Source organism: Nannocystis punicea, from assembly GCF_026965555.1.
Lineage (GTDB): Bacteria > Myxococcota_A > Polyangia > Nannocystales > Nannocystaceae > Nannocystis > Nannocystis punicea.
Window position 1 is genome coordinate 12,382,243 of sequence record NZ_CP114040.1, and the last position, 16,195, is coordinate 12,398,437.

Below are 16,195 nucleotides of genomic sequence, written 5' to 3' on the forward strand. Positions count from 1 at the left end.
CGCGGGGTGCCCGGCGGTACTCTTGACCGATGATGACGGCCAGGTCGCCGCGTAGGGACACACCATGACAGCCAAGCTCCGCGCCGTCGCGTTGGTCGGAATGGGCATGCTCTTCGGGGCAGGTCTTTCGGGATATGTCCAATCGGCCATCGCCCAGCCCGTCACCGCGCAGGTGGCCCAGCCGGCGCCGGCCGACTACTCGCGCTACCGCAAGCTCGACATGTTCGCGCGGGCGCTGACCATCCTCGAGAACCACTATGTCCGCCCGGTCGACAGCGAGAAGCTGATCTACGGCGCCATCTCCGGGCTCGTCGCCGAGCTCGACCCGCACAGCGAGTTCCTCCCGCCGCGCGAGGCCCGGATGTTGCGCGAGGACATCGAAGGCAGCTTCGGCGGCGTCGGCATGGTCGTCGTCCTGCGCCAGGAGACCGAGCCGCAGGCGCGCTACGTCCTCGAGGTCCGCGAGGTCGTCGCCAAGGGCCCGGCCGAGCGGGCCGGCGTCGCCGTCGGCGACCTCATCCCCTCGATCGAGGGCAAGCCGATCAGCCACTTCTTCGACCTGCGGCGGGCCATCATGGCGATGCGCGGCGCACCTGGCACGAAGGTCAGCTTCACCCTCGAGCGGCCCGCGCCCAAGGTCGACGGCAAGCCCGGCAAGCCGAGCGTGCGCAACGTCGTCGTCACCCGCGAGTACATCGACAGCCCCGCCGTCACCAGCCGCATGCTCGCCGAGGGCCTCGGCCACGTGCGCCTGCGCGACTTCTCCGAGACCAGCGGGCGCGAGCTGTCCGACGCGCTCGCCAGCTTGCGCGACCAGTCGCGCGACGGCCTCGCCGGCGTCGTCCTCGACCTGCGCGACAACGGCGGCGGCCTGCTCGACCAGGCGATCGCCATCGTCGACCTCTTCGTCAACGAGGGTCCCATCGTGCGCACCCGCGGCCGCCGCGGCGAGCTCCTCGACGAGGCCCGCGCCGTCCCCGGTCAGGCCTGGTCCAAGCTGCCGCTCGTCGTGCTCGTCAACAAGTCGTCCGCCTCGGCCTCCGAGATCGTCGCCGGCGCGCTGCAAGATCACCGGCGCGGCCTCATCGTCGGCGAGCGCACCTACGGCAAGGGCTCCGTCCAGGCCCCCTTCGAGCTCGGCGACGGCTCGCTGCTCAAGCTGACCATCGCCCTCTACTACACTCCCAACGATCGCCTCATCCAGGCCAGCGGGATCCAGCCCGACGTCGTCGTCGGCGCCGACTTCCGCCCCTACAAGGACAGCATGCCCGAGCTCGAGCCCGAGCGTGCCCAGCCGCGGCACCTCAAGCCCGAGGACTTCGGCTACCCCGCGGTCCCGCTGCAAGACGACAGCGAGGCAGTGCGCGCCGCCGGCGAGGACGCCCAGCTGCGCGTCGCGGTGCAGCACCTGCGCGGGCTCGTGCGGGTGCCGGCGCGCGGCGGCCGGCGGAGGTAGCGCTGGACTCGCACGGCGCTCCGTTCCTTCGATCCGTCGCGGCGCCGCCCTGGGCTCGCGCCTCGCTGATCGCGTGGTGGATGCTCGCGGCGGCGTTGTTCTGGCTCGCGCCCGCGCCGCCGCTCGCTCCGTTGGCGGCCGCCGAGGACGAGGCGATCTTCCAGCGCCAGCTCGACGAGACGGTGGCGCGCACGCGTCGTTGGCAGGACTCGCGCGGCGACCTGACGATCCCGTGGGACCAGGCGCGCGGGCACCTTGCGATCGTCATCGACGACATCGGTCGCGAGCTGCACTACTTCGATCAGCTGCTCGCGCTGCGCTTCCCGTTGACCTTCAGCGTCGTGCCGGGCGGCGTCTACGCCGTGGGCGCGCAGCTCCGCCTGCGCAGCGACCGTCGCCGGCCGCGGGAGATCCTCCTGCACCTCCCGTCCGAGCCGCTCGACGCCGCCAAGATGACCGGGGGTCCCGAGGCGCGGGAGCAATTCCTCCGCGTCGACGCCACGGCCGACCAGCTGCGGGCGGCGCTGCGGGCGGCGCTCGACCGCGTGCCGGTGGCCGTCGGCGTCAACAATCACATGGGCTCACGGCTCACCGCCGACAGGGCCGCCATGGACGCGCTGATGCCCGAATTGCGGGCGCGCGGCCTGTTCTTCCTCGACTCGCGGACGACCGTGCACAGCCAGGGCCTCGCGGCCGCGGACGCCGCAGGGGTCCCGGCGCTCGGGCGCGACGTGTTTTTGGACCACGATCCGCGGCCGAACGCGATTTTGGCCCAGCTCCAGCAGGCAGCCGCGCGCGCCCGCGAGGCCCCCACCGTCGTCATTGCCCATCCATCGCAGGAGGTCGTGGAGGCCCTGCGGGCCGAGCTTCCGCGGCTGTACCGGGACGGGATCGGCGTCTTTCCGCTGCGCGAGATCCTCGCACGCCGCGGCCTCGAGAAAGTGCGGGAGTGAACGTAGTTATTGCCGAAGCGGCAGCAACGGCTGGGTTGGCTGGCTCCGAGCGTGCGGATGCGGAGCCGCGGCGCCGCGGCCTCGCTTGACAGTAATTCGCTGAACTTCCTACCCTGAAGCTCACACGGATGGCCCTGCGACTGATCATCGAGGACGAAGAGGGCGCGACCACGATCGTGCCGCTCGGCGAAGAGGAGATCACGATCGGTCGGGAGCCAGGGAACACCATCCAGCTCACCGAGCAGAACGTCTCCCGGCAACACGCGCGTCTCACCCCAGGTTCGGAAGGGTGGGTGATCGAGGACCTCGACAGTTACAACGGGGTCCGGGTGAACGGAGTCCTCATCGAGGGCACGGTCAACCTCAACGAGGGCGACGTGGTGCAGATCGGCGATTACCACCTCGCCATCACCAACAACGCCGAACAGACGACCCTCAACATCGAGCGTCAGGGGGGCGTGCCGGGGACCGATCCGATGCGTGCCGCCCCCAGCATGGATCTGCCGCGGATCCCGGCCACCGAGGCTGCGGCGATGATCGCACCGCCGCCGCCGCTGCCCGACAGCACGCGCGATCGCGACGAAGAGCGACACACCGAACAGCCCGCTGAGGGCAAGGGTCGCGGCCTGCTGTTCGCCTTGCTCGCGGTGTTCCTGATCGGCGGTGGGTTCGTCGCGTATCAGTTCGCAGGCGGTAGTGGTGGTGGCGGCACCGAAACGCCGAAGACTCCGAAGGTCGATCCGCCGGCGAAGATCGAGGAGCCGCCACCGCCCGAGCCGAAGGCCGATCCGAAGCCGCCCGAGCAGCCGCCGCCCGAGCAGCCGCCGCTGCCCAACGATCCGGTGCCCGGGCTCACGACCGCCGGGCCGAGCGAGCCGCCGCCCGAGCAGACGCCGCCGACCAAGACCGACAAGCCGGTGACGCCGAAGGGCGAGAAGGTCATCAAGCCGACGCCGCCGCCGACCAAGACCGACAAGCCGCCGGTGCCCAAGGGCGATCCGGTGCAGCTCCTCGAGGACGCGCGCAAGGCCAACCTCGCCGGCAACGCCACGCAGGCCTACGACCTGGCCAAGAAGAGTTACGAGATCGAGAAGACCTCGAATGCCCTGGCGTTGATGGGCGCCTCGGCGTGCAAGATGGGCGATCAAGCGAAGGCCAAGTCGGCCTTCAAGAAGTTGACCGACCCGAACCGACAGAAGCAGATGGTCTCGGTATGCGCCGAACGCGGGATTGTGCTCGAATGAGCTGGGGTTCTTCGGGACATGTCCCGAAGAGCATGTTGCAACTCCTGACCGTCGCCGGCGCCCTCCTCGGCGCCTCGCCTGCGTGGGCCGCCCCGTGGGAGGACGCGACGGCGATGACGATCGGCACCACTTCAGAGTGGTCGAACAAGGTCGAGCTCGCCGACATCAACGGCGACGGGCTGGTCGACATCCTGTTCGCCAACGGGGCCGGCTACGCCTCGCCCGAGGCGCCCGAGCCGAACCGGGCCTTCCTCAACCAGGGCCCGGGCATGCCGTTCACGGAGGTCAGCGACGAGGTGTTCGGCCCCGAGTCCGACTTCACGCGGGCGATCAAGGTGCGCGACCTCGACGGCGACGGCAACGTCGACCTCATCGTCGCCAACACCTTCGAGACCCAGAGCCGGCTCTACCTCGGCGACGGCCAGGGCGGCTTCACCGAGGCCAGCGACAACCTCCCGCAGGAGCCGCGCAGCTTCGGCGACGTCGAGCTCGGCGACGTCGACGGCGACGGCGACCTCGACGCGGTCCTCGCCGACTGGGGCCCCGGCGCCGCCAACCAGAGCTCCGCCGTCACGCGCTTGTGGCTCAACGACGGCGGCGTCTTCACCGACGTCACCGAGACGAACATGCCCGACGCCCTGGTCGCGTGGTCGTGGGAGCTCGAGTTCGCCGACGTCGACAACGACCTCGACCTCGACGTGCTCGTCTCGTGCAAGTCGTGCACCGGCTCGTACATGTTCGTCAACGACGGCGCCGGCGTCTTCACCGACGCCTCGGACAAGCTGCCGCAGTACGGCAACAACTACGAGTTCGAGCCGATCGACCTGACCGGCGACGGCTACATCGACCTGATCACGATCAACGACGGGCCCGGGAACACCGAGCACATCTTCGTCAACGACGGCGCGGGCGGCTTCACCGACGCCACCGCCGATCTTTGGCCCGAGGCCGACAACATCCCCGGCGACGACAACATGGTCGCCTACCTCGACTACGAGTCCGACGGCGACGCCGACTTCGTGATCGCCGGCCTGTTCGGCAACGACGACCGGCTGATGCTCAACAGCGGCGACGGACACCTCGAGGTCGTCGACGCCTTCATGCCCGCCAACTCGCAGGGCACCCTCGGGATCGCCGTCGCCGACCTCAACGGCGACAAGAAGCTCGACGTCGTCCTCTCCGAGGGCGAGGCCCAGCAGGACGCCGACCGCGTGTTCCTCGGCGCCGACATCGCGGCCGACACCGCGGGCCCGAAGATCTCCCTCGTCACCGTGACCGACGGCACCGTGTTCGCGCGGATCCACGACAACAAGTCTCCCGTCATGCCGCACGACTTCCAGTCGGTCGTGCTGGTCGCCGGCGGCACCGAGGTGCCGATGCAGTGGTACGGCGAGGCGCTGTGGCGCGGCACCCCGAGCGAGGCGTTCGGCCAGCTGTGCGCCGTCGATGCCGCCGGCAACGAGACCTGCCAGATGTTCGGCGAGGACCCGGGCGAGACCGACACCGACGGTACCACGAGCACCACCGACGGCCCGGACCCCACGACCAGCACGAGCGACGCCCCCACCACCGGCGTCGACCCGACCACCACCACCGAGCCCGCGACGACCACCGACCCCGGCGGCACCACCGACGACGCGACGACCAGCGACGACACCGCCGGCACCGGTGACACCGCCGGCACCGACGACGACGGCGGCTGCGGCTGCCGTCAGCAGTCGCCCGGCCCCGGCGGCCTGCTCGCCCTCGCCCTGCTCGCCCTCCTGCGCCCCCGCCGGCGCCGCTGAGCCGCGCCTGTCCTCACGGGCATGTCTCATCGGCCAGCCGATTCAGGCTGCCGAAGGAGACATGTCCCATCGGCCAGCCGAGGACATCCGCGACTGGGCGAACACGCTCGGCGGCCTCGGCCACCCGTCGGCGATCCCGGGCGCTGGAGAGCATGAGTCCCGAAGGACATGTCCCAACAGTCATGCGCCGTGGGTACGCACGCTGGCCCACCGCTGCGGACCCCGGCGCTGAACCACGCAGGTCCTTCGAGGCATGTCCCATCGACCGACTGCCGAGGCCGCCGACGTGGAACAAGCTCTTTCGCACATGTCCCACGAGACAGACACGTTCTCGGTGAGTGCTCGCTCAGCCGGCCACGTAGCCCCGGCCACGCCCCTCGTCGGCGATCCCGCTGGCCGGCACCGCCGTCGCACCTGTTTTTCAGACCAGGCCCTCATCCACGGCGAGGTTCGTCGCGTGCGCCGGAGCGAGCCGCAGGCGACCGAGCTCGACCGAGACCTGCCCCACCGGGCGGGCAGGCGGCCCGCTCCCTGCAGCTCGACGCCCCGGATCGGCGCGTGATCCGCGGACGTCTCGCCCGGCCCTCTTCCTTCCTTCGCTCGGCTCTCGGAAAAATCGTGCGGACGACCCGGAGGGTCGCTGGGCCGGGGCGGCCCGGCAGTCGATGCGCTCGGCAGGATTCGAACCTGCGGCCCTCGGGTTCGAAGCCCGATGCTCTATCCAGCTGAGCTACGAACGCGGCGGAGCCAGGATACCCGAACTCGCGCCGGGCGAAAAGCGCACGCGCGGCGCGCCGTGCATGGGCCATGCCGCCCTTTTATACTGATGGACCTACTGACCGCCGGCCTCAGGCCCCTCCCAGGAGCACCCATGCGTCTCGTCTCGGCCCTCTCGCGTCACCGCACCCTCCTTTCGGCCTCAGGCCTCGCCGCCGCCAGCGTCTGGTTGGCCGTCGAGCACCGTCCCAGCGACGATGGCGTGCGGGCCGCGGACATCACGCCCGTCGCTGTCACCGACCTCGACGTCAGTGAGACCACCGGCGCCCTGCTCCTCGACCTCGTCGAGCCCGAGGACGGCGAGGGCGGCAGCGAGGCCGAGCTGCGCGCCCTGCTCGACAGCCTCGATCTCGCCTGGGAGCCGGCCGGCTTCTACAGCGAGGGCGAGCACCTCTTCCGCGTCGTCGGCGAGACCGACGAGCTGGCCGCGCTGCAAACCACTCTCGCGAGCAACCCGCTGGTCGAGGTCGTCGAGCCCGAGCTCGTCTATCAGCTTGTCGGCGAAGTCGCCGCTTCCCCGCCCTCGAGTGAGCCCGCCGACGAGCTCGAGCCGACCAAGGAACGCCGCCCGCGCTTCGAGCCCGACGACCCGATGTACAGCCGTCAGTGGCACATGCAGATGATCCACACGCCCGAGGCGTGGGGCGTCACCAAGGGCGAGGGCGTCATCGTCGCCGTCATCGACACCGGCGTCGCCTGGAAGGACCTGCCCGGCGTCGCCAAGCAGGTCCCCGACCTGGCAGGCACCGCCTTCACGCAGGGCGTCAGCTTCGTCCCCAACTCGCTCCCCGACGGCCTCGACGATCACCTCCACGGCACCCACGTCGCCGGCACGATCGCCCAGACCACCCACAACGCGCTCGGCGTGACCGGCGTCGCGTTCAAGAGCACGATCATGCCGCTCAAGGTGCTGTCCGGCGACGGCCGCGGCCAGATCCCCTGGATCGCCAACGCCATCCGCTACGCGGCCGACCACGGCGCCCAGGTCATCAACATGAGCCTCGGCGGGCCGATGCCCTCGAGCGTGCTGGCCAAGGCGATCGACTACGCCAACAGCAAGGGCGTCACGGTCGTCTGCGCCGCCGGCAACGAGAGCCGCGGCCGCGTCGGCTGGCCGGCCTCCAACAACGGCTCGGTCGCCGTCGCCGCGGTCGACGCGATGGGCGTGCGCACCTGGTACTCGAATTGGGGCAAGGACCTCGACGTCTCGGCGCCCGGCGGCGACACGCGCGTCGACAAGAACGGCGACGGCTACCCCGACGGCGTCCTGCAGAACACGATCCTCCTGCAGGACCCGCAGAAGAACGACTACATGTGGCTGCAGGGCACCTCGATGGCCTCGCCGCACGCCGCCGGCGTCGCCGCGCTGGTCGTCTCGCGCGGCGTCAACAACCCGCCCGAGGTCGAGCGGATCTTGAAGAAGACCGCGAAGCACCCCAACAACATCGAGTGGGACAAGGAGTACGGCGCCGGCATCATCGACGCCGTGGCCGCCGTCGACGCGGCGATCGAGAGCTACCAGGTCGAGCGCGGCGGCCTGCTCGGCCTGCTCGGGCTCGGCGGCCTCGCCGGTCTCGGCCTCGCCGGCCTCGCTGGCCGACGCGCGCGCGTGGCTGCCTTTGCGAGCATGTTCCTCGGGGCAGGTCTCGCCGCGGGCGCGTTCGGCCTGGCGCCGATCGCCTACGCCGCGGCCGATCTCGCCGGCGCCACCGCCATCGGCTCGCCGATCTTCCTGTCGGCCCTGCTGCCCGTGCTGGCCACCCTGCTGCTCGTCGGCGTCCGTCCGCTCCGCGGCGTCCTCGTCGGCCTCAACCTCGGCTACGCCGCCCTGCTCCTCCACGGCGCGATCGTCCTGCCGACGCTGCTGAACGGCCTGCCCGGCGGCCCGACCATCGACCGCCTGTGGCTCGCCGCGCACGCCCTCGTGGCCCTCGCCCTCGCCCGCCGCGTCTCGCGGATGTGATCCGCCGCGCGCCCTCGAAGCCCGCGCCTGCCCTCGCGCCGGCGCGGGCTTCGCACGTCGCAACCGCGACCAGGTCCCCATCGCGAAGCACGTCCAGGGACGTGCTTCTCGACATGCTGCAGACGACGCGCCGCGATGCCCGAGCGTCTGCATGACGTGCTCCGCTCCGTCTCCCGGAACCTGCGGGCGTCCCTCCTGCGTCGCAGACACTCCGCTTGAGGCACTCCCGGCCGCGCCGCAGCGATCTGCACTCGCATCGCCTCGTCACGCTGCAACGAGGCGCAGCTCCGTCGCTAAAACCTCTTCCCGATCAGACGAGTGACGCATCACGCTTCCTGGCGCGGACGACTCCGCGGCGCGACTTGGGTGCCGTAGCAGATCGACTCGCGCTCCCACGTGTTGCCGCCGACAAGCCCGCTGACAACTTCAACTCGTGCTCCCGTAGTCGGTTCGAGTGACGCACTCCGCCTGACGCTGAGCCGCAGCGGATCGCAGCGGACGAGCTGCGAAGGTTGGGCGAGCTCCGCGATACAGCCCCTCGGCGGCTCCCGCTCCCACTTCGAATCGCTCGCATCCGCACTTCCCTGGCGCGTCGATCGGCCTCCTCACGCGTGGTGTGAGCCAGGATCACGGTCTCGCGAGCGGACTCGGCCGGTCCCTTGTCGGCCCGCCAGCGGGCTCAATTCCTCAAAGCGCATCCCCCGCACTTCGTAGATGATCGGCGCGCAGGCCGCGCGAGCGGAATCAATCCTGAAAATCACTTTCAAACTCCTTGCGATCCGACCCGGAGGTAGGCACCCTGAGAGTGTCTTTCTGACAATGAATTTCAACGCCATCGTCAGGACCAGGACGCGTACGCCATCATGATCGTCTGTCTGTGCAAGGGTGTCTCGTGTCGCACGATCCTCGCCGAGGCTCGCCGAGGGGCCTGCACGCTGAAGCAGATCCGGCAGACCTGCCAGGCGGGTACGGGATGCGGTGCGTGCGTCCAGCAGATCCGGCAGCTGCTCGAGAGCGCCGCGCCGGCCCGGCACGAGCATCACAGCGGCAGCGTCGGCGGCGGCGAAGCGACCTGAGGCATCGCGCCGAAGTTGAAGGTCTTTTTCACGGCGACGACGTCGACGGCAGCGAAGCGACCTGAAGGGCCGCGCCGCCGCCGAAGTTGAACGTCTTTTTCACCGCGGCGCTACTGCCGGCGGGCTGCGTGAGCCCGTGCTAGCGTGCGCCCACGATGAAGGGCAACGACAAGATCCTCCACGCGCTCAATGACGTGCTGACAGCCGAGCTGACGGCGATCAATCAGTACTTCATCCACGCGAAGATGTGCAAAAACTGGGGCTACAACAAGATCGCCCACAAGGTCCGCGCCGAGTCGATCGACGAGATGAAGCACGCCGACGACCTCATCGAGCGAATCCTCTTCCTCGATGGGATCCCGAACGTTCAGCGCTACAACAAGGTCACCGTGGGCGAGTCGGTGAAGGAGCAGTTCGAGCTCGACCTCAAGCTCGAATACGACGCCGTCCAGCGCTTCAACACCTGCATCGCCCTCTGCCGCGACCTCGGCGACAACGCCACCCGCGAGCTGCTCGAGCGCATGCTGATCTCCGAGGAGGAGCACGTCGACTGGCTCGAGACCCAGCTCGGCCTGATCCAGGCGCTGGGCGAGCCGATGTACTGCGCCCAGCAGCTGTGACCGCCGCGCCTGACTTCGGGGGCACTTCTCGGCTGTCCTGAAGGTCAGCCGAGAACTCACCTCCGAAACGGGTCTCTCTGCGGCCCGCAGCGCCGACCAACCGGCTGTCCTGAGGGACAGCCACAGTCTTGCCAATGAGACCCCTTGCGGGCCTCTCTGCGGCTCGCACCGCCGGCCGACCGGCCGTCCTGAGGGACAGCCACGGCCTCGCCATCGAGCCCCTGTTGCGGGCCTCTCTGCGGCTCGCACCGCCGGTCGACCGGCTGTTCTGAGGGACAGCTATTATCTCGCCATCGAGCTTCCTTTGCGGCCTCTCTGCGGCTCGCACCGCCAGCCGGCCGGCTGTCCTGAGGGACAGCTATGATCTCGCCATCGAGACCCCTTTGCGGCCTCTCTGCGGCTCGCACCGCCGGCTGACCGGCTGTCCTGAGGGACAGCCACGGTCTCGCTATCGAGCCCCCTGTTGCGGGCCTCTCTGCGGCTCGCACCGCCAGCCGACCGGCTGGGCTCGCATCTCCGGCCGGCCGGCCGTCCTGAGGGACAGCCACGGTCTCGCTATCGAGCCCCTGTTGCGGGCGGCCCGGATCGCCGATCGGCTGTCCTGAGGGACAGCCACGTTCTCGCCATCGAGACCTCTGTTGCGGGCCTCTCTGCGGCTCGCACCGCCGACCAGCCGGCAAGGCTCCTGCTCTCACTCTGCCGTGGGCTGCGTCGACAGCTCCGCAGGCGAGCGCCGCGAGAGACCTGTGTAGCAAACGCCATTGGCTGTCCTTCGGGACAGGCGATGTCGACCGTTCGCCCCGCCGGCGAGCGCCTGGATGCTCAAGAACACCGCCTGTCCTTCGAGGCAGCCGATGCCGCTCTCCGTTGGCGAGGACATGTGCCCAAGGGGAGCTTGCTGGACTCCTGGCTCAGGAGCCCAGCTCGGGCCCCCATGCTCGCCCGCCTTGCGCGGGACAGCCTCACTTCTTCGCTTCGGCGGGCCCCTTGGCGTCCGCCTTCGTGTCGGACCCCTTGGCATCCGCCTTCGCGTCGGGCGCCTTCGCGTCCGCCGGCGGCTCGGAGCCCGGCAGGGGGAACTTCGTCTCGTCGACCGGCACGTTGAGCTCGAGCTTGGTGGTAACCGTCTTGAGCTTCTGCAGCTTCATGTCGGCGACTTGCTCGAACGCGAACCACACGCCGTCTTGCTCGCGGTAGTCGGACAGCGTCACCTCGACGGGGATCTCGCCCATCGAGCTGAACTGCTTGAGGCGCTGCGAGACCACGCGGTTGTCGCCGAGGTCGATGCGCAGGGTCACCGTGTTGCCCGACTTGCTGGCGGTCAGCGTCACCTCGGCGAACTTCTTGCCGCCGACCTCCTCGATTTTGGTCGTCTCGGCCTTGTCGAAGAAGCGCTTCCAGTCGTGGGCGATGTTCAGCGAGGCGCCCATCTCGTTCATCGCCGCCTCTTTGCCCGTCAGCTCGCGCAGGCCCTGGATCGGGTCGAGCGTCCACAGCTTGCCGGCCTTGCCGCCGCCGGTAGTCACGCCCACGCCCGGCAGCGTGACCTCCATATAGAAATCGTCGCCCTTCGACCACGTCTTGCCGGCGCCGGAGATCCCCGCCCCCAGGATCTCGACCTGCATCTCCTGATAAAAGCTCTTGATCGCGTCGAGCTTGGCCGCGCCTCCGCTCGCCTCGACCACCTTGGCCAGCAGCTCCGCCGCGTCGGGCAGATTATTGGCCGGGGGCACTACCTCGGCCGACTTCGTCTCGGTCGCCGGCGTCGCCTTGGTCGCCTCGGCCTTCTTCGCCTCGCCGCCGTCGCACCCGCCGAGAGCCATCAGGGCGGTCAGACACAGGACTTGCAGCCGTCGCATGCGGATAGCTCCTTGGGACATGTTCTCAGGGACTGGTGGCGTCGAAGGCCGCCACCGCGGCGGCCAGCACCGGATCGCGGCCGGCCACGAAGTCGGCGCGGGTCTCGACGGCGGTGATGTCGGGGCGGACGCCGTCGCCCTCGGCGACCGTGCCCTTGGCCGAGTGGTAGTCGCCGACGACGTATTGCAGCAGCGCGCCGTTGTCGAGCCGCTCGATCAGCGACGGCAGCGCCGCGCCGGCCGAGGCGCGCGCACCGGCCACGCGCACGCGGCCGAGGTCGCGCAGCCCGGCGGCGAAGATCTCCGACGTGCTCGCCGTGCCCTCGTCGACCAGCACGATCACCGGCCCCGCGAACGCGCCCGGATCGCCGGCCACGTTGAACTCCTGGGCGAACTCGCGGAACTGCAGCTTGCCGAGGCTACCTGACTCTTGGAGCAGGAGGCGCGCGACCGGGATCGACATCGCCCCGACGCCGCCGGGGTTGCCCCGCAGGTCGAGCACCAGCGCCTCCATGCCCTGCCCGCGCAGGTCCGTCATCGCTGCCTTCACGCGCTCGACCATCGGCAACATCCAGTAGTTGAACGCGATGTAGCCGACCTTCTTCTTGCTGCCCTCGCTGGGGAGCATGCGGTGTTCGACGGTGGTCGGCAGGTCGCGCAGGTTGCCGAGCGACACCAGCTCGCCGGACGGCGTGACACAGGCGACCTCCTTCGTCACCTCGGCGTCCTGGGCGCGGGGGTCAAGATACGTCAGGCTGCGCTTTTGGCCAGGTTGGCAGGACAGCGCCCGGCCCGCCTCGAACGCCGCGTGGTAAGCGACCTCGCCGGGTCGCATCGCCTCGCTGCGCGCCCGCTCGATCAGCGACTCGGCGGTCCTGTCGCCGATCTTCACCAATGCCGCGCCGGCGGGCACGCCGCTGGCGACGCCGCCGACCTTCGGGTCGACGACCACGAGCTGCTCGCCGATCATGCGCACGTTCACCGGCACACGCGCCGGGCCGCCGGCCCTGTCCTCGGGCTCCCCGCCGCCGAACGGAGGCACCACCTTGAAGTGACTCTGCCCGAGCGTCTCGAGCAGGTCGTTCATCACCTTGTAGGCTGCCGGCGCGTCGGCCACCGTCGTGAGCTTGGCGCCGTACTCCGCGCGCAGCGCCGGCCAGTCCTTGCAGGCCAGAGTCGGGTCGAAGTGCTTCTCGAGCACCGTCCGCCACACCCGCTCGAACGTCGGTGTGTACGGCGTCTCGGGCAACGGCGGCAGCGTCGCCGGGTCGAGCCCTGCCCAGCTGCGGCAGGTCTCGCCTGCGGGCGGGGCCGTCGCCTCGCTGGCCTTGGCGGGCGGTGTGGCGACCGCAGGCGCGTCCTGGGAAGTCGGCGCCGCCTTCCCGGACGTCGTTTGTTGGCCGCACGCGCAGACGAGCGCCACGGCTGCGGCGCTCACCGACCTGGGGAAGCGCATCGGCTCACTCGTAGGTCACGCGCTCGAGGGCGTTGAGATCGAGGACCACGATCTCCTGGCGGCTGAGGCTCAGGATCCCCTCGCGCTGCATGCGATTGAGGGCCCGCGAGATCTCCTCTCGAACGGTGCCCAGACGGGCCGCAACGGTGTTCATGTCGAGCTGCCGCGGGATCACGCACGGCTTGCCGGGCTCGGCCCCGGCGCGCATCGCCAGGGACAGCAGGAAGGACGCGAGGCGGCGCTCGACTGACCGAAGGGACAGGTCGAGCACCAGGTCGATCAGGCGGTTGGCGCGGAACGCCATGTGCCGCATCAGCGCGAACGCCAGCGGCTGCGAACGCCCTATAAGCGAGATCACAGGGTCCGTCTCGAACTGCCACGCCTCCGAGTCGAGCATGGCGAAGGCCGAGGCCGCGCACTGGACGTCACGCGGCAGGAAGCCCTCGCCGATCAGCTTCCCGGGCTCCGCGAGGTAGAGGATCTGCTCGCGCCCTTCCGAGGAGATGAGACTCAGCTTGAATTCGCCCGACTTCACCACGAACAGGCCGGGACCTGGCTCACCTCGGCGGAAAACTGAGCGTTTGCGCTTCACCTCGACGAGGTTCGCGCCGAGACATAGCTCGGTCATGGTCTCTTCTGGGACCTGGTCCCAACCGGCGTAGCGCAGCAGCGCCTGGCGGACTTGTTCGACTTCCGCGCCCTCGATCGGCATGGCGCAAGTGTAGCCGTTTTGCGCTCATGATGAGTCTCTCATTTGGTCCGAAGTGAGTTCATCCGGGGCCGTCAGCGGTTTTGCGCGGCTGCCGCATAAGCTCCAGGACCGCCGAGTTCGCCGACTTTTTGGATGGCCCACATGTAGGACATACACTCGCGCCAACTTACCCACCCCGCGCCAGAGAACGGAGCCACCCATGGAAACCCAGCAGATCGAGAAGCGCCCCCTGCGCCTGCCCCCCCTCCCGCGGCCCGGCAAGCCTCTCTATGAGCGGCGCCGCAACCGCTTCCAGGACACCAAGTCCGCGCTGACTGCGGCGTTCGACGGTGCAGTCAACCGCGGCGAGCTCGACCTCGTGATCGTCGCCGACGAGAGCGGCTTCGTCGTCTCCCAGAGCTCGACGGATCTCGACCTGACCATGCTCGCCGCAGTCACCCCGCTCATCGGCCGTGGCCGCGCGCGCGCCACCGTCAAGCGCGACGGCCAGGAGCGCGGCCTCAGCGTCAAGACGATCCAGGTCCTCGGCGAGACCCTCTACATCGCCTGCCTCGGCGGCAAGTTCGGCGCCCGCGAGCGCGAGCTGGCCACCAGCGCCAGCGCCGCCAAGCGGATCCTCCTCAGCTAGCGCGACGACCGGGTGGTCTCCACCCCCTCGCTCGCGCCGCGTCGCTCGCGCCCCGGGAAACGTCGGTCGGCGCGAGGGGTGAACCGCGGAACGACTGTCCTTAAATACATGTTTTAAGCGACAGGGCTGAAAGGCCCTGTCCTCTTGGACTACTCCACTTCGCTTACAGGGCCGAAAGCGCCGCGCGCAGCGCGGCCTCCGGCTGCGTCGTCATGTCGGCGACCGGGACGTCCGGCTCGACGCCGACCCCGTCGATCAGCCGATCTTTCGGCGAGAAGTAGCGGGCGATCGTCAGCGTCAGCACCGACCCGTCGTCGAGGCCGATGACGTCCTGCACTGTGCCCTTGCCGTAGCTGCGCTCGCCGATCACCTTGGCGCGTCCGTGGTCCTGCAGGGCGATCGCCAGCAGCTCCGAGGCCGAGGCCGAACGGTGATCTTGCAGCACCACGACCTTCGTCGCGTCGTCGGTGGCCGCCTGCGTCGCTCGCTCTTCGCGGAGGATCTGCCCGCCGCGACCGCGCGTCCGCACGAGCACGCCCTCGCCGACGAAGGTGTCGGCGATCAGCACCGCCTCGCCGACGTCGCCGCCCGGGTTGCCGCGCACGTCGAGCACCACGCCGCCGATGCCCGCGGCGCCGGCCGATCGACGCAGCTCCTTCAGGCTGTTGCGCACGCTGTCGGCGACGCCGGAGCGGAAGGCACGGATCCGCACGTGGGCGAACTTGCGGCCGCCGTGCTCGACGAGCGCCCCGCTGACGACCGGCAGCGACTGCCCCGAGAGCACCAGTCGTTGCGAGGTCGGGCCCGCGTCGCTGCGCCGCTGCACGGTGAGGTCGATCGTCTCACCTTCGCCGCCGAGCAGCAGGACGTCGACCTCGGCGCGCGACAGCATGAAGCCGATGTCCTGATCGCGAATTTTTAAAATGGAGTCGCCGGGCTGCAGGCCGATCTTCTCTGCCGGTGAGCCGGGCAACACCGCCGACACCTCGAGTCGCGCCGGTTTGCGCGAGCCGGGCTCGGCGCGCTGGAACTCGACGATCATCCCGGTGGTGCCGCCGCGGCTGCGCTGCTTGAGCAGCGCGCGCTCGTCGGCGGTGAGATAGTGACTGTGACGATCGAGGCCGCTGACGATCCGCTTCAGCGACTCTGCCAGTACGCGGCCGGGCTCGACCGGGTCGACATAACGGTCGAGGACGGTGCGGAGCGCCTTGCCGTAGGCGTCGGTGCCGAGGCTGTTACCGGCCTGCGCGTCGGGGAGTCCCGACTGGACGCACCACATCGTCGCGGCGCCGAGCGAGAAGGCCAGGAACGAGCGCCAGCGAGACACGAGGTTCATCGTGGCCGAAAGACGCGCGAGGGTCCAGGTTGGTTCCCGACCTCGCTTCGGCTTCGGCCCCGCGCGCGGCTGCCCGCGTCATGCGGCGTGCGGGAGGGCCGCCGGAGAGGCTGGCGCGACGGGCTGGTGGGTCAGAGGTTCGACCGCGCGACGCTGCTCCAGTAACTCGCGGAGGAGCGGGCGGGTTGTGGCGGCATCGACGAATACGCGGTTGAAAAGGGCTGGGCGAGAGCGGAGGCGCATGGTCCCGAACGTCTTGCACGTCGCGGGCCAGCGCGATGTCGAGGAGCTACGGGGACGCGACGGGGAGCGAGGGGGAGCGACCCAA

Annotated in this window: 13 protein-coding genes and 1 tRNA gene; 8 read left to right on the forward strand and 6 right to left on the reverse strand. The window is 69.7% G+C overall.

What is annotated here, in order from left to right:
- The first annotated feature begins 64 nt into the window (after positions 1-64).
- The 4 genes from O0S08_RS47665 to O0S08_RS47680 all read left to right on the forward strand — a co-directional run bounded on the left by O0S08_RS47665 (position 65) and on the right by O0S08_RS47680 (position 5,440).
- A complete protein-coding gene (locus tag O0S08_RS47665; RefSeq protein ID WP_269036220.1) occupies positions 65-1,456 on the forward strand; it encodes a S41 family peptidase in 1,392 nt (463 codons plus the stop codon).
- Positions 1,457-1,536: 80 nt separating this feature from the next.
- Positions 1,537-2,409, forward strand: a complete 873-nt coding sequence (locus O0S08_RS47670) for a divergent polysaccharide deacetylase family protein (RefSeq protein WP_269036221.1) — start codon at positions 1,537-1,539, stop codon at positions 2,407-2,409.
- A 128-nt stretch (positions 2,410-2,537) separates the two neighbouring features.
- A complete protein-coding gene (locus tag O0S08_RS47675) occupies positions 2,538-3,653 on the forward strand; it encodes an FHA domain-containing protein (protein WP_269036222.1) in 1,116 nt (371 codons plus the stop codon).
- Positions 3,650-5,440 carry an FG-GAP repeat domain-containing protein gene (locus tag O0S08_RS47680; RefSeq protein WP_269036223.1) on the forward strand — a complete coding sequence of 597 codons (1,791 nt, stop codon included), beginning with the start codon at positions 3,650-3,652 and terminating at the stop codon, positions 5,438-5,440. Before O0S08_RS47675 ends, O0S08_RS47680 begins: the two co-directional genes overlap by 4 nt.
- Before the next feature lie 666 nt (positions 5,441-6,106).
- Here the strand turns inward: O0S08_RS47680 and O0S08_RS47685 are convergent.
- A tRNA-Arg gene (locus tag O0S08_RS47685) sits at positions 6,107-6,180 on the reverse strand.
- A gap of 131 nt (positions 6,181-6,311) precedes the next feature.
- Here O0S08_RS47685 and O0S08_RS47690 point away from each other — a divergent pair.
- The 3 genes from O0S08_RS47690 (at position 6,312) to bfr (ending at position 9,876) form a co-directional block, all read left to right on the forward strand.
- Positions 6,312-8,180, forward strand: a complete 1,869-nt coding sequence (locus O0S08_RS47690) for a S8 family peptidase (protein ID WP_269036224.1) — start codon at positions 6,312-6,314, stop codon at positions 8,178-8,180.
- Between the two features lie 863 nt (positions 8,181-9,043).
- The gene (locus O0S08_RS47695; protein WP_096328988.1) at positions 9,044-9,256 is read left to right on the forward strand and encodes a (2Fe-2S)-binding protein; all 213 of its coding nucleotides are present in this window, start codon (positions 9,044-9,046) and stop codon (positions 9,254-9,256) included.
- A gap of 155 nt (positions 9,257-9,411) precedes the next feature.
- A complete protein-coding gene (gene bfr / locus O0S08_RS47700) occupies positions 9,412-9,876 on the forward strand; it encodes a bacterioferritin (protein ID WP_269036225.1) in 465 nt (154 codons plus the stop codon).
- 691 nt (positions 9,877-10,567) lie between these two features.
- Here bfr and O0S08_RS47705 read toward each other — a convergent pair.
- The 4 genes from O0S08_RS47705 to O0S08_RS47720 form a co-directional block, all read right to left on the reverse strand.
- The gene (locus tag O0S08_RS47705; RefSeq protein ID WP_269036226.1) at positions 10,568-10,756 is read right to left on the reverse strand and encodes a hypothetical protein; all 189 of its coding nucleotides are present in this window, start codon (positions 10,754-10,756) and stop codon (positions 10,568-10,570) included.
- 82 nt (positions 10,757-10,838) lie between these two features.
- On the reverse strand, positions 10,839-11,735 hold the full coding sequence (locus tag O0S08_RS47710; RefSeq protein WP_269036227.1) for a hypothetical protein: 897 nt from the start codon (positions 11,733-11,735) through the stop codon (positions 10,839-10,841).
- 25 nt (positions 11,736-11,760) lie between these two features.
- Positions 11,761-13,191 carry a S41 family peptidase gene (locus O0S08_RS47715; RefSeq protein ID WP_269036228.1) on the reverse strand — a complete coding sequence of 477 codons (1,431 nt, stop codon included), beginning with the start codon at positions 13,189-13,191 and terminating at the stop codon, positions 11,761-11,763.
- 4 nt (positions 13,192-13,195) lie between these two features.
- Positions 13,196-13,903 carry a Crp/Fnr family transcriptional regulator gene (locus O0S08_RS47720; protein WP_224197154.1) on the reverse strand — a complete coding sequence of 236 codons (708 nt, stop codon included), beginning with the start codon at positions 13,901-13,903 and terminating at the stop codon, positions 13,196-13,198.
- Between the two features lie 199 nt (positions 13,904-14,102).
- On the opposite strand from O0S08_RS47720, the gene O0S08_RS47725 reads away from it, so the two are divergent.
- Complete coding sequence (locus tag O0S08_RS47725; protein WP_269036229.1) at positions 14,103-14,531, forward strand: hypothetical protein; 429 nt, start codon at positions 14,103-14,105, stop codon at positions 14,529-14,531.
- Between the two features lie 163 nt (positions 14,532-14,694).
- On the opposite strand, the gene O0S08_RS47730 is transcribed toward O0S08_RS47725, so the two are convergent.
- Positions 14,695-15,867, reverse strand: coding sequence for a S41 family peptidase (locus tag O0S08_RS47730; RefSeq protein WP_269036230.1), 1,173 nt, complete (start codon positions 15,865-15,867; stop codon positions 14,695-14,697).
- Positions 15,868-16,195 lie beyond the last annotated feature (328 nt).